Source organism: Pseudomonas sp. GW821-FHT09D08 (assembly GCF_059416305.1).
Genome location: NZ_JBWKOX010000002.1, coordinates 549,929 through 569,483, shown reverse-complemented (window position 1 = coordinate 569,483; position 19,555 = coordinate 549,929). Strand labels below are relative to the sequence as shown.

The following is a 19,555-nucleotide window of genomic DNA, read 5'->3' as shown; positions in this document are numbered from 1 at the left end:
AAAAAAAGCCCGCCACCGAGTGATCGGTGGCGGGCTTTTTCACATCTTAAAGACCGGGCGCGGTCAAATGTGGGAGGGGGCTTGCCCCCGATGGCGGTGTGTCAGTCAGTACATCTGTCACTGATCCACCGCTATCGGGGGCAAGCCCCCTCCCACATTTTGTTCATCATTTGTCTGGAAAGTCTTTGTGAAGTCGGTCCAGCAACGCATCCTTGGTTTCCCACAGCTGGTTGATCCACCCCTGGAACGCCAACCGATACACCCCATCCTGCTCATAATTCCTGCCGATAAACTCGGCCGGAATTTGCACCTCTTCAAACTGCACCACCACGTCCTGCACCTTCCCGCACAGCAAGTCCCAATACCCAGGACGTCCGCCAGGGTAGTGAATGGTCACGTTGACCAGTGATTTGAGCTGTTCCCCCATGGCATCCAGCACAAACGCGATACCACCCGCCTTGGGCTTGAGCAGGTAACGAAACGGCGACTTCTGCTGCGCATGCTTGCCCGGCGTAAAGCGTGTGCCTTCAGCAAAGTTGAAAATACCCACCGGGTTGTCGCGAAACTTCGCACAGGTCTTGCGAGTGGTTTCCAGGTCCTTGCCTTTCTTCTCCGGGTGTTTTTCCAGGTAGGCCTTGGTGTAGCGCTTCATGAAGGGAAAGCCCAGTGCCCACCACGCCAGGCCAATCACCGGCACCCAGATCAACTCCTGCTTGAGGAAGAACTTCAGCGGGCGAATCCGACGATTGAGCACATATTGCAGGACCATGATGTCGACCCAGCTCTGATGGTTGCTGGTCACCAGGTACGAGTGCTGGTAGTCCAGGCCTTCAAGACCTTTAAGGTGCCAACGGGTATGGCGCACCAGGTTCATCCAGCCCTTGTTGTTGGTGACCCAGGCTTCGTGGGTGTGGTTCATCAGCCATTCGCTGAAGCCCTTGGCGAAGGGTAGCGCCTTGAACAGCGCCACGATAAACAGGAACGAACACAGCAGGATCGTATTCAGCGCCAACAGCAGCGAAGCGATCACCCCGCGTACGGCGGCAGGTAGAAAATCCAGCATTTAGATATCCATAGGTCGGTTGGCGGCTTGGATCGCAGTCAGCGCGATGGTGTACACGATGTCGTCGACCTGGGCACCGCGTGGCAGGTCGTTGACCGGTTTGCGCAGGCCTTGGAGCATCGGCCCCAGGCTGACGCAATCGGCACTGCGTTGCACGGCCTTGTGGGTGGTGTTGCCGGTGTTCAGGTCCGGGAACACGAACACGGTGGCTTTGCCGGCGACCAGGCTGTCCGGGGCCAATTGGCGAGCGACGGTTTCGTTGGCGGCGGCGTCGTATTGCAGCGGGCCGTCGATCAGCAGTGAGCTTTGCTGTTCATGGGCGAGCAGGGTGGCTTCGCGGACTTTCTCCACTTCCTCACCGCTGGCCGAGTCGCCGCTGGAGTAGCTGATCATCGCCACACGCGGGGTGATGCCGAAGGCCGCCGCCGAGTCGGCGCTTTGCAAGGCGATTTCCGCCAGCTCGGCGGCACTGGGGTGCGGGTTCATCACACAGTCGCCGTAGACCAGCACCTGCTCGGGGAACAGCATGAAGAACACCGACGACACCAGGGTGCAGCCCGGTGCGGTCTTGATCAGCTGCAGGGCCGGGCGAATGGTGTTGGCGGTGGAGTGGATAACCCCGGAAACCAGGCCGTCCACTTCATCCAGTGCGAGCATCATGGTGGCAATCACCACGGTGTCTTCCAGTTGCTGCTCGGCCATCGGCGCATTCAAGCTCTTGCTCTTGCGCAGGGCAACCATGGGCTCCACGTAGCGCTGGCGAATCAGGTCCGGGTCGAGAATCTCCAGGCCTTCGGGCAATTCGATGCCTTGGGCGCGCGCGACCGCTTCTACGTCAGCCGGCTTGGCCAGCAGCACGCAGCGCGCGATGCCCCGGGCCTGGCAGATGGCGGCGGCTTGCACGGTCAGCGGTTCGCTGCCCTCGGGCAGCACGATGCGTTTGTTGGCCGCCTGGGCGCGCTGGATCAGCTGGTAGCGGAACACCGCCGGCGACAGGCGCATCTCCCGTGGCGTGCCGCAACGCTGGTGCAGCCAGCGCGCATCGAGGTGGCTGGCGACGAAATCGGTGATGATCTCCGCGCGCTCGCGGTCATCGATGGGGATTTCCTTGTTGAGGTTGTTGAGCAGGTTGGCGGTCTCGTAGGAACCGGTACTCACCGACAGCACCGGCAACCCGGCCTGGAAGGCGCCGCGGCACAGCTCCATGATGCGCGGGTCGGGCAGGGTGTCGCTGGTCAGCAGCAGGCCGGCCAGGGGCACACCGTTGATCGCGGCCAGGCTGACGGCGAGGATGATGTCGTCACGGTCGCCGGGGGTCACCACCAGCACGCCGGGCTTGAGCAGCTCCACGGTGTTACGCATGGTGCGGGCGCAGATGATGATCTTGGTCATGCGTCGGGTTTCGTAGTCGCCGGCGTTGAGGATCTGCGCGCCCATCAGGTCGGCCACGTCGCGGGTGCGCGGCGCGTTGAGTTCCGGCTGGTAAGGAATGCAGCCGAGCAGGCGGAAATCACCGCTGCGCAGCAAGGGCGAATGCTCCTTGAGGCGCGCCGAGAAGGCTTCCATGCTTTCGTCGGTGCGCACCTTGTTCAGGATCACGCCGAGCACTTTCGGGTCTTTCGGGCCGCCGAACAACTGGGCCTGCAGTTCCACGCGGCCGGAGAGTTCGGTGAGCACTTCGTTTTCCGGGGCCGAGACCAGGATCACTTCCGCATCCAGGCTCTTGGCCAGGTGCAGGTTGACCCGGGCCGCATAGCTGGCGCTGCGGGTCGGTACCATGCCTTCGACGATCAGCACGTCCTTGCCCACGGCGGCCTGCTGATAAAGGGTGATGATTTCTTCGAGCAGCTCGTCGAGCTGGCCGTCGCCGAGCATGCGTTCCACGTGAGCCAGGCCTAGTGGTTGTGGCGGCTTGAGGCCATGGGTGCGAGCCACCAGCTCGGTGGAGCGTTCGGGGCCGGTATCGCCGGGATGTGGCTGGGCAATCGGCTTGAAAAAACCGACTTTCAGGCCGGCTCGCTCAAGGGTACGCACCAGCCCAAGGCTGATGGAGGTCAGACCCACACCAAAATCGGTGGGCGCGATAAAAAAAGTCTGCATGCGAATTCTCTGGAGGTGCATGGCTTCGGTGGCGCCCTATGGTTGAGTGCCTACCGGGAATCAGGCGCCAAGGTTATCGTTATTCGGGCGCTTGCGCACACCAGCCGCAGGCAAAGGGCTGGCGTATTTTTTCCAGGCGCTGTGTGGCGTCGAGTACCCAGGCGCGAGACTGCCATGGCGGCTGGTGGCGCAGGTGCTGGGTGTGGCCGCAGGACAGCTCGGCAACCCAGTGACCCTCCTCGTCCTGGTGGAAACCGATGACCAGGGATGCCGTTGATCGGCCCCGTCCGTCCGGGTTCTGTTCGCTTTCGGGCAAATCCTTGTTTAGACTTGTCCGTTCTTCATTCTTATGCAAAAGGTCTCGCCCCATGACGATCGCCGCTAACAAGGCTGTCTCCATCGACTATACCCTGACCAACGACGCTGGTGAGGTCATCGACAGCTCAGCCGGCGGCGCGCCGCTGGTCTACCTGCAAGGCGCAGGTAACATCATCCCAGGCCTGGAAAAGGCTCTGGAAGGCAAGAACGTCGGTGATGAGCTGACCGTTGCCGTAGAACCTGAAGATGCCTACGGCGAATACTCCGCCGAACTGGTCAGCACCCTGAGCCGCAGCATGTTCGAAGGTGTTGATGAGTTGGAAGTGGGCATGCAGTTCCACGCTTCCGCGCCGGACGGTCAAATGCAGATCGTCACCATCCGTGACCTGGACGGCGACGACGTCACCGTCGACGGCAACCACCCTCTGGCTGGCCAGCGCCTGAACTTCCAAGTGAAGATCGTTGCTATCCGCGACGCTTCCCAGGAAGAAGTGGCCCACGGTCACGTCCACGGTGAAGGCGGTCATCACCATTGATTGATGTTTTGATCAAGTGGTAGCAAAAACGCCCCGACTGGTTCGGGGCGTTTTTTTGTGCGCTTGAAAATCTCTACCGGATACCCCGGCCACATTTTGATCGTGGTGTATTTTCAGGCACAAACAAAAATGCCCCAGACCTTTCGGTACGGGGCATTTCTTAACTGTTTCGCAACCTGGGCTGCGTGGCAGTTGTTACCACTTAGGCAGCAGCAGGAACGCTCAGAGCCTTGATGTGGCCATTCAGGCGGCTCTTATGACGAGCGGCCTTGTTCTTGTGGATGATGCCTTTATCGGCCATACGGTCGATAACTGGCACAGCCAGAACGTAAGCTGCTTGAGCTTTTTCAGCGTCTTTGGTGTCGATGGCTTTAACTACATTCTTGATGTAGGTACGAACCATGGAACGCAGGCTGGCGTTGTGGCTGCGACGCTTCTCAGCCTGTTTTGCACGTTTTTTGGCGGAAGGTGTGTTGGCCACCGTCGAGCTCCTCGAAAGACTTTTTAGGAAATAGCAAACAAAATAGGCCGCGAATCATGCCGATGACTTGATGTGTTGTCAAGGCCGGCTGATGCGAACTGCTGAGTGGTCGATCTGAAGAGGCGGGTGATTTATTTCCGGCGCTTGACCTGTAAACTCGCGAGCTTTGGCGCTGTGCTGTTGCAGGCGCGCAGTATCGCATAAGTAGGCGCTTAGTTCGCCTGCTCTTTATCTATAGGCGCAAACTCTTTCAATGAATCTGCTCAAATCGTTGGCCGCCGTCAGCTCTATCACGATGATCTCCCGGGTTTTGGGGTTTGTGCGTGACACCCTGCTGGCGCGTATCTTCGGCGCCAGCATGGCCACGGATGCGTTCTTTATTGCGTTCAAACTGCCCAACCTGCTGCGGCGGATCTTTGCCGAGGGCGCGTTTTCCCAGGCGTTCGTGCCGATTCTGGCCGAATACAAGACTCAACAGGGTGAGGAGGCGACCCGGACCTTTATCGCCTACGTTTCGGGCCTGCTGACCCTGGTGTTGATGCTGGTGACCCTCGTCGGCATGTTCGCCGCGCCCTGGGTGATCTGGGCCACGGCGCCGGGTTTTGCCAATACGCCGGAAAAATTCGCGCTGACCACTGACCTGTTGCGGGTGACCTTTCCTTATATATTGCTGATCTCGCTGTCATCCCTGGCCGGTGCGATCCTCAACACCTGGAACCGTTTCTCGGTGCCGGCGTTCGTGCCGACGCTGCTTAACGTCAGCATGATTATCTTTGCCCTGTTCCTGACACCTTACTTCGATCCGCCGGTCATGGCCCTTGGCTGGGCCGTGCTGGCCGGTGGCCTGGCGCAGTTGCTCTACCAACTGCCGCACCTGAAAAAGATCGGCATGCTCGTATTACCGCGCCTGAACCTCAAGGACACCGGCGTCTGGCGCGTCATGCGCAATATGTTGCCGGCGATCCTGGGGGTGTCGGTGAGCCAGATTTCCCTGATCATCAACACCGCGTTCGCCTCGCTGCTGGTATCCGGCTCGGTGTCATGGATGTATTACGCCGACCGCCTCATGGAACTGCCGTCCGGCGTTCTGGGCGTAGCCCTCGGCACCATTTTGCTGCCGACGCTGGCACGCACCTATGCCAGCAAGGATCGCCAGGAATACTCGCGCATCCTCGATTGGGGCTTGCGCCTGTGCTTCGTGCTGGTGCTGCCGTGCGCCCTGGCGCTGGGGATCCTGGCCGAGCCGCTGACAGTGTCGTTGTTCCAATACGGGCAATTCGATGCACATGACGCGTTGATGACCCAGCATGCGCTGGTGGCTTATTCCGTCGGCCTGCTCGGCATCATCGTGATCAAGGTGCTGGCGCCTGGCTTCTATGCCCAGCAGAACATCCGCACGCCGGTAAAGATCGCGATCTTCACCCTGATCGTCACGCAACTGCTCAACCTGGTGTTTATTGGTCCGCTGGCCCACGCCGGCCTGGCCCTGGCCATCAGTGCTGGAGCCTGCATCAATGCCGGCCTGCTGTTTTATCAGCTGCGCAAACAACAGATGTTCCAGCCTCAGCCTGGCTGGGGCATGTTCGCCCTCAAGTTGCTGGTGGCCGTTGCGATGATGTCCGCGGTATTACTCGGCCTGATGCACTTCATGCCAGCCTGGGATGAAGGTCATATGCTGGAGCGCTTCATGCGCCTGGGCGTGCTGGTCGTGGCCGGCGTGGTGGTGTACTTCGGGATGTTGCTGCTGCAAGGCTTCCGCCTGCGGGATTTCAATCGCAAGTCGTTGAGCTAGAGAGTTTGCCGCGATAAAACGGTTGTTTTATCGATTCGATCCATTTGCCCTGCGCTGTTGCCTGTCGTCCGGGGCCGGGTGTGGTTATAATCGACCACTTTATGAGCAAGAAGCGCGTTATGCAGCTGGTTCGAGGTCTCCACAACCTGCGCCCTGAGCATCGGGGCTGCGTCGCCACTATTGGCAACTTTGACGGTGTTCACCGTGGCCACCAGGCTATCCTGGCCCGGCTGCGCGAGCGTGCGGTCGAGTTGGGCGTACCCAGCTGCGTGGTGATTTTCGAGCCGCAGCCGCGGGAATATTTCACCCCGGAAACGGCACCGGCACGTCTGGCCCGTCTGCGGGACAAGCTGCAACTGCTGGCCGAAGAAGGCGTGGACCGCGTCCTCTGCCTGGCTTTCAACCAGCGTTTGCAAAGTCTCAGCGCTGCCGAGTTCGTCGACCGCATACTGGTAGACGGCCTGGGCGTACAGCATTTGGAGGTCGGCGACGACTTCCGTTTTGGCTGCGATCGGGTCGGGGATTTCGAGTTCCTGCAACACGCCGGTATCACCCAGGGCTTTACCGTCGAAGCCGCGCAAACCGTCGAACTGGACGGCCTGCGCGTGAGCAGCACCCAGGTGCGTAACGCCCTGGCCGCTGCCGACTTCGCCTTGGCCGAGCGTTTGCTCGGTCGCCCGTTCCGCATAGCCGGGCGGGTACTGCACGGCCAGAAGCTGGCGCGCCAACTGGGCACGCCAACCGCCAACGTGCAACTCAAGCGCCGCCGTGTGCCGCTGACCGGGGTTTACCTGGTCAGCGTCGACATCGACGGCCAATCGTGGCCGGGAGTCGCCAACATAGGCGTCAGGCCCACGGTTGCAGGTGATGGCAAGGCCCACCTGGAAGTTCATCTGTTGGATTTTGCCGGTGATCTGTATGACCGGCGTTTGACGGTGGTTTTCCACCAGAAGCTGCGTGAAGAGCAGCGTTTCGCCTCGCTTGAGGCGTTGAAAACGGCGATCAATGCGGATGTCGCCGCCGCCCGTGCACTAGCCGCACCTAGCGCCCATCGCTAACCGAAGAGCCTTAAATGACCGACTATAAAGCCACGTTAAACCTTCCGGACACCGCCTTCCCAATGAAGGCCGGCCTGCCACAGCGCGAACCGCAGATCCTGCAGCGCTGGGACAGTATTGGCCTGTACGGAAAGTTGCGCGAAATTGGCAAGGATCGTCCGAAATTCGTCCTGCACGACGGCCCTCCTTATGCCAACGGCACGATTCACATCGGTCATGCGCTGAACAAGATTCTCAAGGACATGATCCTGCGCTCGAAAACCCTGGCGGGTTTCGACGCGCCTTATGTCCCGGGTTGGGACTGCCACGGCCTGCCGATCGAACACAAGGTCGAAGTGACCCACGGCAAGAACCTGGGCGCGGATAAAACCCGCGAACTTTGCCGTGCCTACGCTGCCGAGCAGATCGAAGGGCAGAAGTCCGAGTTCATCCGCCTGGGTGTGCTGGGCGAGTGGGACAACCCCTACAAAACCATGAACTTCAAGAACGAGGCCGGTGAAATCCGTGCCTTGGCCGAAATCGTCAAGGGCGGTTTCGTGTTCAAGGGCCTCAAGCCCGTGAACTGGTGCTTCGATTGCGGCTCGGCCCTGGCTGAAGCGGAAGTCGAATACGAAGACAAAAAGTCCTCGACCATCGACGTGGCGTTCCCGATCGCCGACGACGCCAAGCTGGCCGAGGCCTTTGGCCTGGCAAGCCTGAGCAAACCGGCTGCCATCGTGATCTGGACCACCACCCCGTGGACCATTCCCGCCAACCAGGCGCTGAACGTGCACCCGGAATTCACCTACGCCCTGGTGGACGTCGGTGATCGCCTGCTGGTGCTCGCCGAGGAAATGGTCGAAGCGTGCCTGGCTCGCTACGAACTGCAGGGTTCGGTAATTGCCACCACCACCGGTTCCGCGCTGGAGCTGATCAACTTCCGTCACCCGTTCTATGACCGTCTGTCGCCGGTGTACCTGGCTGACTACGTCGAGTTGGGTTCGGGTACGGGCATTGTTCACTGCTCGCCTGCCTACGGCGTGGACGACTTCGTGATCTGCAAGAAGTACGGCATGGTCAACGACGAGATCATCAACCCCGTGCAAAGCAACGGCGTTTATGTGCCGTCGCTGGAGTTCTTCGGCGGCCAGTTCATCTTCAAGGCCGACCAGCCGATCATCGACAAGTTGCGTGAAGTCGGTGCGCTGATGCAAACCGACACCATCAAGCACAGCTACATGCACTGCTGGCGCCACAAGACCCCGCTGATCTACCGCGCCACGGCGCAATGGTTCATTGGCATGGACAAGGAGCCAGCCAGCGGCGACACCCTGCGTGTACGCTCGCTCAAAGCCATCGAAGACACCCAGTTCGTCCCGGCCTGGGGCCAGGCGCGCCTGCACTCGATGATCGCCAACCGTCCGGACTGGTGCATCTCCCGCCAGCGTAACTGGGGTGTGCCGATCCCGTTCTTCCTCAACAAGGAAAGCGGTGAGCTGCACCCACGCACCGTCGAACTGATGGAAGTGGTGGCCCAGCGTGTCGAACAGGAAGGCATCGAAGCCTGGTTCAAGCTGGACGCCGCCGAGTTGCTGGGTGACGAAGCGCCGCTGTACGACAAGATCAGCGACACCCTCGACGTCTGGTTCGATTCGGGTACCACCCACTGGCACGTGCTGCGCGGCTCGCACCCGATGGGTCACGAAACCGGCCCGCGTGCCGACCTGTACCTAGAGGGCTCCGACCAACACCGAGGCTGGTTCCACTCGTCGCTGCTGACCGGTTGCGCCATCGACAACCACGCGCCATACCGCGAGCTGCTGACCCACGGGTTCACCGTCGACGAGACGGGCCGCAAGATGTCCAAGTCGCTGAAGAACGTGATCGAGCCGAAAAAGATCAACGATACCTTGGGCGCCGACATCATGCGCCTGTGGGTGGCGTCGACCGATTACTCCGGCGAGATCGCCGTGTCGGACCAGATCCTGGCCCGCAGCGCCGATGCCTACCGCCGTATCCGTAATACCGCGCGCTTCCTGCTGTCGAACCTGACCGGTTTCAACCCGGCCACCGACCTCCTGCCGGCCGAGGACATGCTCGCCCTGGACCGTTGGGCCGTGGACCGTACCCTGTTGCTGCAGCGCGAGTTGCAAGAGCACTACGGCGAATACCGCTTCTGGAACGTGTACTCGAAGATCCACAACTTCTGCGTGCAGGAGCTGGGTGGTTTCTACCTCGACATCATCAAGGATCGCCAGTACACCACCGGTGCCAACAGCAAGGCCCGCCGTTCGGCGCAGACCGCGCTGTATCACATCTCCGAAGCGCTGGTGCGCTGGATCGCACCGATCCTGGCCTTCACCGCCGACGAACTGTGGGAATACCTGCCGGGCGAGCGTAACGAGTCCGTCATGCTCAATACCTGGTACGAAGGCTTGACCGAACTGCCGGCCGACTTTGAACTGGGCCGCGAGTACTGGGAAGGTGTAATGGCCGTCAAGGTTGCGGTGAACAAGGAGCTCGAGGTTCAGCGTGCGGCCAAGGCCGTCGGTGGCAACCTCCAGGCCGAAGTCACCCTGTTTGCCGAGGAAGGCCTGACCGCTGACCTGACCAAGCTGAGCAACGAACTGCGCTTCGTGTTGATCACTTCCACTGCGAGTCTGGCACCGTTTGCCCAGGCACCGGCGGATGCCGTGGCCACCGAAGTGCCGGGCCTCAAGCTCAAAGTGGTCAAGTCGGCCTTCCCTAAGTGCGCCCGTTGCTGGCACTGCCGTGAAGACGTCGGGGTGAACCCTGAACATCCGGAAATCTGCGGTCGTTGCGTCGACAACATTTCCGGTGAAGGCGAGGTTCGCCACTATGCCTAATGCAGCCAGTCGTTTCGGACGTCTGGGCTGGCTCGTACTGAGCGTGCTGGTCCTGGTCATCGACCAGGTCAGCAAGGCTCACTTCGAGGGCTCCCTGGAAATGTTCCAGCAAATCGTAGTGATCCCGGATTACTTCAGCTGGACCCTGGCCTACAACACCGGCGCCGCTTTCAGCTTCCTGGCTGACGGTGGTGGCTGGCAGCGCTGGCTGTTCGCTCTGATCGCCGTAGTGGTCAGTGCGGTGCTCGTGGTCTGGCTCAAGCGCTTGGGCCGCGATGACACCTGGCTGGCCATCGCCTTGGCCCTGGTGTTGGGCGGCGCCCTGGGCAACCTGTACGACCGTATTGCCCTGGGCCATGTGATCGACTTTATCCTGGTGCATTGGCAGAACCGCCATTACTTCCCCGCGTTCAATTTTGCCGACAGCGCCATCACCGTCGGTGCAATCATGCTGGCGCTGGACATGTTCAAAAGTAAGAAAACCGGAGAGACCGTCAATGACTGATCAGGTATTGGCCGGGCAACGCATCGGCCAGAACACGGAAGTCACCTTGCATTTCGCGCTGCTCCTGGAGAATGGTGACACGGTCGACAGCACGTTCGACAAAGCCCCGGCGACCTTCAAGGTCGGCGACGGCAACCTGTTGCCAGGTTTTGAAGCGGCACTGTTCGGTTTCAAGGCCGGCGACAAGCGCACCCTGCAGATCCTGCCGGAAAACGCCTTTGGTCAGCCCAACCCGCAAAATGTGCAGATCATCCCGCGTTCGCAGTTCCAGGACATGGACCTGTCGGAAGGCTTGCTGGTGATTTTCAATGATGCGGCGAATACCGAGCTGCCCGGTGTGGTCAAAACCTTCGATGATGCGCAGGTAACTATCGACTTCAACCACCCGTTGGCCGGTAAAACCTTGACGTTCGACGTTGAAATCATCGACGTTAAAGCTCTTTGATCAACGCCCCGATCTAAAATGTGGGAGGGGGCAAGCCCGCTCCCGCCTTTGGTCGCCATTGTCAGTTCAGTAGCATCAACTCTGGCCCAAGCGCCAGACACGAGGCACAGCATGCAAATCAAACTCGCCAACCCCCGTGGCTTCTGCGCCGGCGTGGACCGGGCGATCGAAATCGTCAACCGCGCCCTGGAAGTCTTCGGGCCGCCGATCTATGTGCGCCATGAGGTCGTCCATAACAAGTTCGTTGTCGAAGACCTGCGCGCACGTGGCGCCATCTTTGTCGAAGAACTGGAGCAGGTGCCGGACGACGTCATCGTTATCTTCAGCGCCCACGGTGTTTCCCAGGCCGTGCGTTCCGAAGCGGCCGGTCGTGGCCTGAAAGTATTCGACGCCACCTGTCCGCTGGTCACCAAGGTACATATCGAAGTCGCGCGCTACAGCCGTGATGGTCGCGAATGCATCCTGATTGGCCATGCCGGCCACCCGGAAGTCGAAGGCACCATGGGCCAATACGACGGCAGCAATGGTGGCGCCATCTACCTTGTGGAAGACGAAAAAGACGTCGCCAGCTTGCAGGTTCACAACCCAGAGCGTTTGGCATTCGTGACCCAGACCACCTTGTCCATGGACGACACCAGCCGCGTGATCGACGCGCTGCGCAGCCGTTTCCCCGCCATTGGTGGGCCACGCAAGGACGACATCTGCTACGCCACCCAAAACCGCCAGGATGCGGTCAAGCAGTTGGCCGATGAATGCGATGTAGTGCTGGTGGTCGGCAGCCCTAATAGCTCCAACTCCAACCGCCTGCGTGAATTGGCCGAACGCATGGCGACACCGGCGTATCTGATCGACGGCGCTGAAGATATGCAGCGCAGCTGGTTCGATGGTGTCGAGCGTATTGGTATCACGGCGGGCGCTTCGGCCCCGGAAGTCCTGGTGCGTGGCGTCATCCAGCAGTTGCATGCGTGGGGTGCTACGGGCGCCGATGAGTTGGCAGGTCGTGAAGAGAACATCACTTTCTCCATGCCCAAGGAGCTGCGGGTTCGCTCGCTGCTCTGAATGCCAGGGTGCCGGAGTAACTTCGGCACAACGCCTGTTCGGCTCTATCGCTGCGCAGGCTGATGCGCCCACTGGGCGCCAGCACCACCTGGTACAGGCTCTGCACCGAGTCCGTGGCGCATATATGTACAGTGCCCGCACGAAAACCTCCCCCAGCAAATACAGGTTCGCCCAACCCGCTGAAGCGTACCTGGCTTTTGACCGGTCCATTCCCGACGATCGGTACCCGACCACTGCCCTGGCGCTCCAGTAACACCGGGTTGTTGTCGTCCAGATGGCCACGCCCGCTAACATCCAGCACGACCCGCCAACCCTGGCTCCAGTCATCGTCCAGTGCGTGGATGACCACCGCTCGGTTACGCGTGATGGCTTCAGTGCGCGCGAAGCGAAATCCGTTCGTCAGTGATTGCGCCGCGCTTTGTCGCTGCTGTGATTCCAGCAGGCCGATGAAATTGGGCGTAGCCAGATGCGCCAGGATGCCGCTCACGATCAATCCGAGAAGCAGTTCTATCAGGGTGAAACCTCGTTGTTTCATAGGTCGTCCCTCCGTGGACGGGTGTACATATCGGGTTGAAACATAGGTATAGCGTCCGGTTCGACGTGTCGAATGATGGCCTTCATGTCCAAAGTATTTCCCTTTGTTCCGTGACCTGCACCGTCGAAAAACTGACGCTAGTCTTGGTTCGCACAGCAGGGTTTTCCTGCTTTTTTCGGCCTTCGACACGGATGACGACGGTAATGCCCGCTTGCCTGAAAACCTGTTTTCCCCTGATTTTTCCTCGGTACCAAATCGGCATGACATTGATCGAAGTGCTGGTTGCGGTGCTGATTCTCGCCGTCGGGCTGTTAGGGGCCGTGATGCTCCAGCTCAACGCGCTCAAGTACACCGACAGTTCGAGAATGACCAGCCAGGCCAGTTTCATCGCCTACGATATGCTCGACCGAATCCGTGCCAATTCCGGTGCCGACTACTCGTTGCGTCGTGGCACTCGAGCGCCGACCAGTGCCGCGACCACCAGCGTGCGTGACGTGGACCTGCATGATTTTGAAGCCAATATTCGCGGTTTTGCCGGGGAGAGCGGCAAAGGCTCTGTGGTGGTCAGTGCAGATGAAGTGACTGTCAGTATCAGTTGGGATGACAGCCGGGGTGCAAACACCCCCGGCGCGAGGGAAACCTTCACCCTGACCAGTCGCCTCGACAATGAGCCGGGGGTGATGCAATGAGGCATCGGGGTAGAGGTTTCAGCCTGGTGGAATTGTTGCTGGCCCTGGCCGTCGGTTTGGTGCTGGTGCTTGGCGGGAGTCAGGTGCTGATCAATTCACGAGCGACCGACGCCAGCCAGCAGGCGGCCATGTTGCTGCAGGATGATGCGCGGTTTGTGCTGGGCAAGATGATCCAGGACATTCGCCAGGCGGGCATGTTTGGCTGTTTGGCCACGGCCTTTATCGAGAACGCCCCGCCAGCCTTTGAAAGGCCTGTCAGCTGGAATGCCGGGGGCAGTTCAAAGTCGCTGACGCTGGTCACCGCCGATGTCGGCGACGGCAGGCCTGATTGGACGGTGCTCTCCGACTGCACGGCTACCGCTCAAGCCTATTCAGGCAGCTCACCTGCGCCTGCTCCCGGGCAGATTCGTTTTGCGATTCGGCAACTGACCTACACCTTCGAGGCGGGCCAGTTGAAAGTCAGCACGCTTGCCGCGCCGGCCAAGGCTGTGTTGGTGGATAACGTAAAGGCTTTCGATATCAGTTTCGGCGTGGCTGCCAGCCCGGCGTCAGTTCGGGTTGTGCGTTATGACGCTATCCCGACCGATGAGTCCTTGATCCGCAGTGTGCGCATCCGCATGACGTTGCAAGACCCGACGGGGCGGGTAAAAGATCAAACCTACAGCGTCGTGGCGGCGCTGCGAAACCGTGTGGGGTAGGGCGACCATGGTGCTTGCTGAGGGTGTTTCTTTGCGGCAGGGGGGAATGGTCCTGCTGATAAGCCTGGTGTTTTTGTTGCTGTTGTCGTTGATCGGCCTGTCTTCGATACAGGGGGCGGTCACCCAGCAAAAGATCACCGGGAGCCTGTGGCACCGCAACCAGTCGCTGCAAACCGCAGAAAGTGGTTTGAGGCTGGGAGAGCAAGGTGTGAGGCGAAAGGGTGCGGCCTTGCCGCAATGTCAGTCGATCGCTGCCTGTGGGCCACCGGATGAAGCGTTTTCGGTGGTGGGTGCCGGGCCCCATCCAGTGTCATCGGTTAACTGGGTGGCCATCAAGGGTGGGCTCTACGGTATTCAATCCCTGGGGCCGGGTGTAGGGCTGCCGCATGTGCCGCCGCAAACCCTGGCGACGTTGTACCGGATAACAGCGGTCGGGCTCAGTGGCCAATCGCGCACGGTATTGGAGAGCGTGTATGCGCGGGTGGAGGAGGAGAGTGGCTCGCGATTTCGGCGGGTTTCGTGGCGGCAACTTCAATAAGGAGCAATGAAATGGGCATGGACAGCCAGGGGTTTACCCTGATCGAGCTATTGATCGCCGTAGCGATCATCGCGTTTCTGGCCGGAATCGCTTACCCCGGGTACACCGGCCATGTGAAAAAGGTCTATCGCGCGGAAATCGTCGCGCTGTTGACCGAGCAGGCTCAGCACCTGGAGCGGTTTCATATGAGGAACGGCACTTTTATTGACGCAAGCGGCGTCAGTACGGGCAATGATCGCTATAGAATCACCGCAGCGTTGAACCCTCAGGATTTCTACCTGGTTGCTACACCGGGCGCCGATTCGTTGATGGCCGGCGACCCTTGCGGCGACTTCAGCCTGGACAGCAGCGGTGCGCGTGGCAATCCGGGGGCGGCACCTGAAATGTCGCGCCAGATATGCTGGGGGCAGTGATGAGGGTGCTGGATGATTGGGCGCCGGGCGCGTTTATTCCTATTTATCGACTGGATCAAATGATGGTTAAGCAACAGCACGTGGTGATTGTCGGTGGCGGAGTCATCGGCTTGTTGACGGCGTTCAATCTGGCGACCCAGGGGCAGGCTGTGACCCTGCTGGAGCGTGCCGGTGTGGGGCGGGAGTCGTCATGGGCGGGCGGAGGCATTGTTTCGCCACTGTATCCGTGGCGCTATAGCCCGGCAGTCACAGCGTTGGCCCATTGGTCCCAGGATTTTTATCCGCAACTGGCTGAGCGGCTGTTTGCCGCTACCGGTGTCGATCCGGAGGTCCATACTACGGGTTTGTATTGGCTGGACCTGGACGATGAAACCGAGGCGCTGGACTGGGCTGCTCGTGAAGGGCGGCCTTTGAGCAAGGTCGATGTATCTGCCGCCCATGATGCGGTTCCTGTCTTGGGTGGCGGGTATTCCCAGGCGATCTATATGGCCAACGTGGCCAACGTGCGCAACCCGCGCCTGGTCAAATCTTTGAAGGCCGCGCTATTGGCCTTGCCTGCCGTGACTGTTCACGAACAGTGCGAAGTGAACGGTTTTGTTCTGGATGGCGGCAACGTAGTGGGCGTGGATACGGCACAGGGGCCGATTCTGGGGGATCAGGTGGTGCTCGCAGCGGGGGCTTGGAGCGGCGAACTGCTCGGCACCTTGGGCTTGGCGCTGCCGGTAGAGCCGGTCAAGGGGCAGATGATTTTGTACAAGTGCGCCTCGGACTTCCTGTCGAGCATGGTCCTGGCCAAAGGGCGTTATGCGATCCCTCGGCGCGACGGGCACATCCTCATCGGCAGCACGCTGGAGCATGAGGGGTTCGACAAGACGCCAACCGACACCGCGCTGGAAAGCCTCAAGGCCTCGGCTGTGGAACTGATTCCCGCCCTGGCCGACGCCGAAGTGGTGGGGCATTGGGCCGGCTTGCGGCCCGGCTCGCCGGAGGGGATCCCCTATATCGGCCGGGTACCCGGCTTCAACGGGCTGTGGCTCAACTGCGGGCATTACCGCAACGGGTTGGTCCTGGCGCCGGCATCGTGCCAGTTATTTGTCGATTTGCTACTGGAGCGTGGGCCGATCATCGATCCGGCGCCCTATGCCCCCGAAGGTCGGATCAACGCTGGATAGACTTCGGTCCTTGCTCCAGATGCGCCTGGGTGCAATACCACTCCTGGCGCGAACTCAGGGCGCGATCCTGCGGCAAGTGCACGCCGCAGTGTGCACAACGCACCATCAACGCTGCGCCGGGCTCGCTGGTGCGTTGCTGCCTGGCGGTCGGGCTTTTGAATTTGCGCCAGAACCATACCGCGGCAGCAATAACGGCAATCCAGAACAGAAGACGAAGCATGATGGGCGGTTTCTCGATAAGGAATGCGCCAGTTTAGCCAAGGACGTGGCAGGCGCACAGCGCAATAATCCTTGTCCATAAAAAAGGAGCCCCGAAAGGCTCCTTTTTTGCGTTGCTTCGACAGACTCAGTCGAACACACCGAAGGTCATGTAGCTGAACCACGAGCGGTCCTGGTTGTTGCCCAGGGCCTGCGGCTCTTCTTCTTCGATCACGTCGCCGTTCTCGTCGTGCGGCTTGAGGTCTGAAGGAATGGCGTCCTTGGCATCCTGGAACTGTTTGATCACGTCCTGGTTGGCGCGGGTTTCGCCCGGCGGCAACGGCGGACGCGACTCGATCAGGCCCAGGGTGTACTTGCTCAGCCACGAGCGGTTGTCCGCTTCGGCCACCTGAGGCACGAACTGGCCGTCTTTCAGGCTCGGGTGATCAGGGTAGTTAAGCTTCAGGGTCTCCAGGCTGGTGCTGGCCAGCTCGTCCAGGTGCAGGCGCTGGTAAGCTTCGGTCATCACCGCCAGGCCGTCACCCACGGATGGGGTTTCCTGGAAGTTTTCCACGACATAGCGACCACGGTTGGCGGCAGCTACATACGCCTGACGGGTCAGGTAGTAGTGGGCCACGTGGATTTCGTAGGAAGCCAGAAGGTTGCGCAGGTAGATCATGCGCTGCTTGGCGTCTGGTGCGTAGCGGCTGTTTGGGTAGCGGCTGGTCAGCTGGGCGAACTCGTTGTAGGAGTCACGGGCGGCGCCCGGGTCACGCTTGGTCATGTCCAGCGGCAGGAAGCGCGCCAGCAGGCCAACATCCTGGTCGAACGAGGTCAGGCCCTTCAAATAATAGGCGTAGTCCACGTTCGGGTGTTGCGGGTGCAGGCGGATGAAGCGCTCGGCGGCGGACTTGGCAGCTTCCGGCTCGGCGTTCTTATAGTTGGCGTAGATCAGCTCAAGCTGAGCCTGGTCGGCGTAGCGCCCGAACGGATAGCGCGACTCCAGGGCCTTCAGCTTCGCTGTGGCGCTGGTGTAGCTATTATTGTCCAAGTCTTTCTGTGCCAGTTGGTACAGCTCGACCTCGCTCAGGTTTTCGTCGACGACTTCCTTTGTTGACGAGCAAGCAGCAGTCATGGCGAGGATGGCGATCAGCAGCAGGTGTTTCACTTGCATGGCGGCTTGCGTCCCTATGACGGCCGCTGTCTTGGGCGGGGCCGTCCTGTTATGATGAGCGCCCCGTTGAAAGCCTCGGGGCAAAAGACGCCGTATTTAACCACAAGCGCGCAGCCGAAACCAAAGGCTGTGCCACGCCTAGTCTGAGCATGTCCGATAAAATTGAACTTCGCGCAGAGGTGCCGTCCGAATTGGGCGGCCAACGCCTCGATCAAGTCGCCGCACAATTATTCGCTGAGCACTCGCGCTCGCGCCTTTCCGCCTGGATCAAAGACGGCCGCCTGACTGTGGATGGAGCGGTTATCCGCCCGCGAGACATAGTCCATGGCGGTGCGATTCTTGAGCTGACTGCCGAGCAGGAAGCCCAGGGAGAATGGGTTGCCCAGGACATCGAGCTGGACATCGTCTATGAAGACGACGACATCCTGGTGATCAACAAACCCGCAGGCCTGGTGGTTCACCCGGCGGCCGGGCACGCTGATGGCACCTTGCTCAATGCCCTGCTGCACCACATCCCCGACATCATCAATGTGCCGCGTTGCGGCATCGTGCACCGTCTGGACAAGGACACCACCGGCTTGATGGTGGTGGCCAAGACCATTCAGGCGCAGACGCAACTGGTCACGCAATTGCAGAGCCGCAGTGTCAGCCGTATCTACGAGTGCATCGTGATCGGCGTGGTCGTGGCGGGTGGCAAGATCAACGCCCCGATCGGTCGCCACGGCCAGCAGCGCCAGCGTATGGCGGTGATGGAAGGCGGCAAGCAGGCGGTGAGCCACTACCGCGTGCTCGAGCGTTTCCGTTCCCACACCCATGTGCGGGTCAAGCTGGAAACCGGTCGTACCCACCAGATTCGCGTGCATATGGCCCACATCAACTTCCCGTTGGTAGGCGATCCGGCCTACGGTGGCCGCTTCCGCATTCCGCCTGCGGCGAGCCAGACCATGGTCGAATCGCTCAAGACGTTCCCGCGCCAGGCCTTGCATGCACGTTTCCTGGAACTGGATCATCCGACGAGCGGTAAGCGCATGAGCTGGGAATCACCACTTCCAGACGATTTTGTCTGGTTGCTGTCGCTGCTCAAGCAGGATCGCGAGGCGTTTGTCGGATGAATGACTGGCTGATTCCTGACTGGCCCGCGCCTGTCGGGGTGAAAGCCTGTGTGACTACCCGCACGGGCGGCGTCAGCCAGGCGCCGTTCGACAGCCTTAATCTGGGCGATCACGTTGAAGACAGCCTTGAGGCCGTCCTTGAGAATCGTCGTCGCCTTACCGAAGCCTTCGATATTCAGCCGGCCTGGCTGCGCCAGGTTCATGGCGTGGATGTGGTCGAGGCCGACCCTGGCCGCACCGCCGAAGCCGACGGTAGCTGGAGCAGCACCCCTGGCATCGCCTGCACCGCGATGACCGCCGATTGCCTGCCTGCGTTGTTCTGCAACCGTGCCGGCACTCGTGTGGCTGCGGCCCATGCCGGTTGGCGTGGGCTGGCGGCGGGTGTGCTGGAAGCGGCCTTCGAAAGCCTCGATGCAGAGCCCTCGGACGTCCTGGTATGGTTGGGCCCGGCGATTGGCCCGCAAGCCTTTGAGGTTGGCCCTGAAGTGCGTGAAGCGTTCATGCAGCAACTGCCGACAACTGCCGAAGCCTTCGCGCCAAGCCGCAATCCCGGCAAATTCATGGCCGACATCTATCAGTTGGCCCGCCTGCGCCTTGCTGCGCGGGGTGTCACCGCTGTTTATGGTGGTGGCTTCTGCACCGTGACCGACCCACGCTTCTTTTCGTACCGGCGCAGCCCCCGCACCGGACGTTTTGCCTCCCTTGTCTGGCTTGAACGCTAGACTCTGCTGATCTGGGTCAACGCTGATCCATATCAACCGCCGCTCGCTTGAATCTTCCAGAATCCACCCCATCTATAAGGGTATCTGGCAGGTTTCTTCAT

The 19,555-nt window shown here is 60.5% G+C and carries 21 protein-coding genes; 14 read left to right on the top strand and 7 right to left on the bottom strand.

Features of this window, described 5'->3' with window-relative positions:
• Positions 1–166 precede the first annotated feature (166 nt).
• The 3 genes from yihG to AC07OP_RS05635 all read right to left on the bottom strand — a co-directional run bounded on the left by yihG (position 167) and on the right by AC07OP_RS05635 (position 3,533).
• The gene (yihG, locus tag AC07OP_RS05645; RefSeq protein ID WP_495101093.1) at positions 167–1,063 is read right to left on the bottom strand and encodes a 1-acylglycerol-3-phosphate O-acyltransferase, YihG family; all 897 of its coding nucleotides are present in this window, start codon (positions 1,061–1,063) and stop codon (positions 167–169) included.
• On the bottom strand, positions 1,064–3,163 hold the full coding sequence (gene pta / locus AC07OP_RS05640) for a phosphate acetyltransferase (RefSeq protein WP_027606860.1): 2,100 nt from the start codon (positions 3,161–3,163) through the stop codon (positions 1,064–1,066).
• A gap of 79 nt (positions 3,164–3,242) precedes the next feature.
• Positions 3,243–3,533, bottom strand: a complete 291-nt coding sequence (locus tag AC07OP_RS05635) for a DUF3565 domain-containing protein (protein WP_495101177.1) — start codon at positions 3,531–3,533, stop codon at positions 3,243–3,245.
• On the opposite strand from AC07OP_RS05635, the gene AC07OP_RS05630 reads away from it, so the two are divergent.
• Positions 3,532–4,017, top strand: a complete 486-nt coding sequence (locus AC07OP_RS05630) for an FKBP-type peptidyl-prolyl cis-trans isomerase (RefSeq protein WP_003188398.1) — start codon at positions 3,532–3,534, stop codon at positions 4,015–4,017. The genes AC07OP_RS05635 and AC07OP_RS05630 overlap by 2 nt on opposite strands.
• A gap of 202 nt (positions 4,018–4,219) precedes the next feature.
• Here the strand turns inward: AC07OP_RS05630 and rpsT are convergent, their stop codons facing one another.
• Complete coding sequence (gene rpsT, locus AC07OP_RS05625) at positions 4,220–4,498, bottom strand: 30S ribosomal protein S20 (RefSeq protein ID WP_003188401.1); 279 nt, start codon at positions 4,496–4,498, stop codon at positions 4,220–4,222.
• A gap of 253 nt (positions 4,499–4,751) precedes the next feature.
• Here rpsT and murJ point away from each other — a divergent pair, with 253 nt between their 5' ends.
• The 6 genes from murJ to ispH all read left to right on the top strand — a co-directional run bounded on the left by murJ (position 4,752) and on the right by ispH (position 12,203).
• Positions 4,752–6,290 carry a murein biosynthesis integral membrane protein MurJ gene (murJ, locus tag AC07OP_RS05620; RefSeq protein ID WP_495101094.1) on the top strand — a complete coding sequence of 513 codons (1,539 nt, stop codon included), beginning with the start codon at positions 4,752–4,754 and terminating at the stop codon, positions 6,288–6,290.
• 119 nt (positions 6,291–6,409) lie between these two features.
• Positions 6,410–7,348 carry a bifunctional riboflavin kinase/FAD synthetase gene (gene ribF / locus AC07OP_RS05615; protein ID WP_065924072.1) on the top strand — a complete coding sequence of 313 codons (939 nt, stop codon included), beginning with the start codon at positions 6,410–6,412 and terminating at the stop codon, positions 7,346–7,348.
• Positions 7,349–7,362: 14 nt separating this feature from the next.
• The gene (gene ileS, locus AC07OP_RS05610) at positions 7,363–10,194 is read left to right on the top strand and encodes an isoleucine--tRNA ligase (protein WP_495101095.1); all 2,832 of its coding nucleotides are present in this window, start codon (positions 7,363–7,365) and stop codon (positions 10,192–10,194) included.
• Complete coding sequence (gene lspA / locus AC07OP_RS05605; RefSeq protein WP_027606854.1) at positions 10,187–10,699, top strand: signal peptidase II; 513 nt, start codon at positions 10,187–10,189, stop codon at positions 10,697–10,699. Before ileS ends, lspA begins: the two co-directional genes overlap by 8 nt.
• Positions 10,692–11,144 carry an FKBP-type peptidyl-prolyl cis-trans isomerase gene (locus tag AC07OP_RS05600; protein ID WP_495101096.1) on the top strand — a complete coding sequence of 151 codons (453 nt, stop codon included), beginning with the start codon at positions 10,692–10,694 and terminating at the stop codon, positions 11,142–11,144. Before lspA ends, AC07OP_RS05600 begins: the two co-directional genes overlap by 8 nt.
• 111 nt (positions 11,145–11,255) lie before the next feature.
• Positions 11,256–12,203, top strand: a complete 948-nt coding sequence (ispH, locus tag AC07OP_RS05595; protein ID WP_065938472.1) for a 4-hydroxy-3-methylbut-2-enyl diphosphate reductase — start codon at positions 11,256–11,258, stop codon at positions 12,201–12,203.
• Here the strand turns inward: ispH and AC07OP_RS05590 are convergent.
• Positions 12,157–12,738 carry a GspH/FimT family pseudopilin gene (locus AC07OP_RS05590; RefSeq protein ID WP_495101097.1) on the bottom strand — a complete coding sequence of 194 codons (582 nt, stop codon included), beginning with the start codon at positions 12,736–12,738 and terminating at the stop codon, positions 12,157–12,159. The genes ispH and AC07OP_RS05590 overlap by 47 nt on opposite strands.
• 203 nt (positions 12,739–12,941) lie before the next feature.
• Here AC07OP_RS05590 and pilV point away from each other — a divergent pair, with 203 nt between their 5' ends.
• From pilV to thiO, 5 genes are all read left to right on the top strand, one after another.
• Positions 12,942–13,427, top strand: a complete 486-nt coding sequence (pilV, locus tag AC07OP_RS05585) for a type IV pilus modification protein PilV (protein WP_495101098.1) — start codon at positions 12,942–12,944, stop codon at positions 13,425–13,427.
• The gene (locus AC07OP_RS05580; RefSeq protein ID WP_495101099.1) at positions 13,424–14,125 is read left to right on the top strand and encodes a prepilin-type N-terminal cleavage/methylation domain-containing protein; all 702 of its coding nucleotides are present in this window, start codon (positions 13,424–13,426) and stop codon (positions 14,123–14,125) included. Before pilV ends, AC07OP_RS05580 begins: the two co-directional genes overlap by 4 nt.
• A gap of 46 nt (positions 14,126–14,171) precedes the next feature.
• Entirely contained in the window at positions 14,172–14,663 is a 492-nt protein-coding gene (locus AC07OP_RS05575; RefSeq protein WP_371914611.1) for a pilus assembly PilX family protein, read from the top strand.
• An 11-nt stretch (positions 14,664–14,674) separates the two neighbouring features.
• Positions 14,675–15,076, top strand: a complete 402-nt coding sequence (locus tag AC07OP_RS05570) for a type IV pilin protein (RefSeq protein ID WP_495101100.1) — start codon at positions 14,675–14,677, stop codon at positions 15,074–15,076.
• 62 nt (positions 15,077–15,138) lie between these two features.
• Positions 15,139–16,248 (top strand): glycine oxidase ThiO, encoded by a 1,110-nt coding sequence (thiO, locus tag AC07OP_RS05565; protein ID WP_495101178.1) that lies wholly within the window; start codon positions 15,139–15,141, stop codon positions 16,246–16,248.
• On the opposite strand, the gene AC07OP_RS05560 is transcribed toward thiO, so the two are convergent.
• Positions 16,235–16,468 carry a PP0621 family protein gene (locus AC07OP_RS05560; RefSeq protein WP_027606845.1) on the bottom strand — a complete coding sequence of 78 codons (234 nt, stop codon included), beginning with the start codon at positions 16,466–16,468 and terminating at the stop codon, positions 16,235–16,237. The two genes, thiO and AC07OP_RS05560, sit on opposite strands and share 14 nt — an antisense overlap.
• 126 nt (positions 16,469–16,594) lie before the next feature.
• Entirely contained in the window at positions 16,595–17,620 is a 1,026-nt protein-coding gene (locus tag AC07OP_RS05555; RefSeq protein ID WP_115486598.1) for an outer membrane protein assembly factor BamD, read from the bottom strand.
• A 149-nt stretch (positions 17,621–17,769) separates the two neighbouring features.
• Between AC07OP_RS05555 and rluD the strand changes: the two genes are divergently transcribed.
• On the top strand, positions 17,770–18,732 hold the full coding sequence (gene rluD, locus AC07OP_RS05550) for a 23S rRNA pseudouridine(1911/1915/1917) synthase RluD (RefSeq protein WP_032886184.1): 963 nt from the start codon (positions 17,770–17,772) through the stop codon (positions 18,730–18,732).
• Positions 18,729–19,454 (top strand): peptidoglycan editing factor PgeF, encoded by a 726-nt coding sequence (pgeF, locus tag AC07OP_RS05545; RefSeq protein WP_495101101.1) that lies wholly within the window; start codon positions 18,729–18,731, stop codon positions 19,452–19,454. Before rluD ends, pgeF begins: the two co-directional genes overlap by 4 nt.
• Positions 19,455–19,555: the final 101 nt, after the last annotated feature.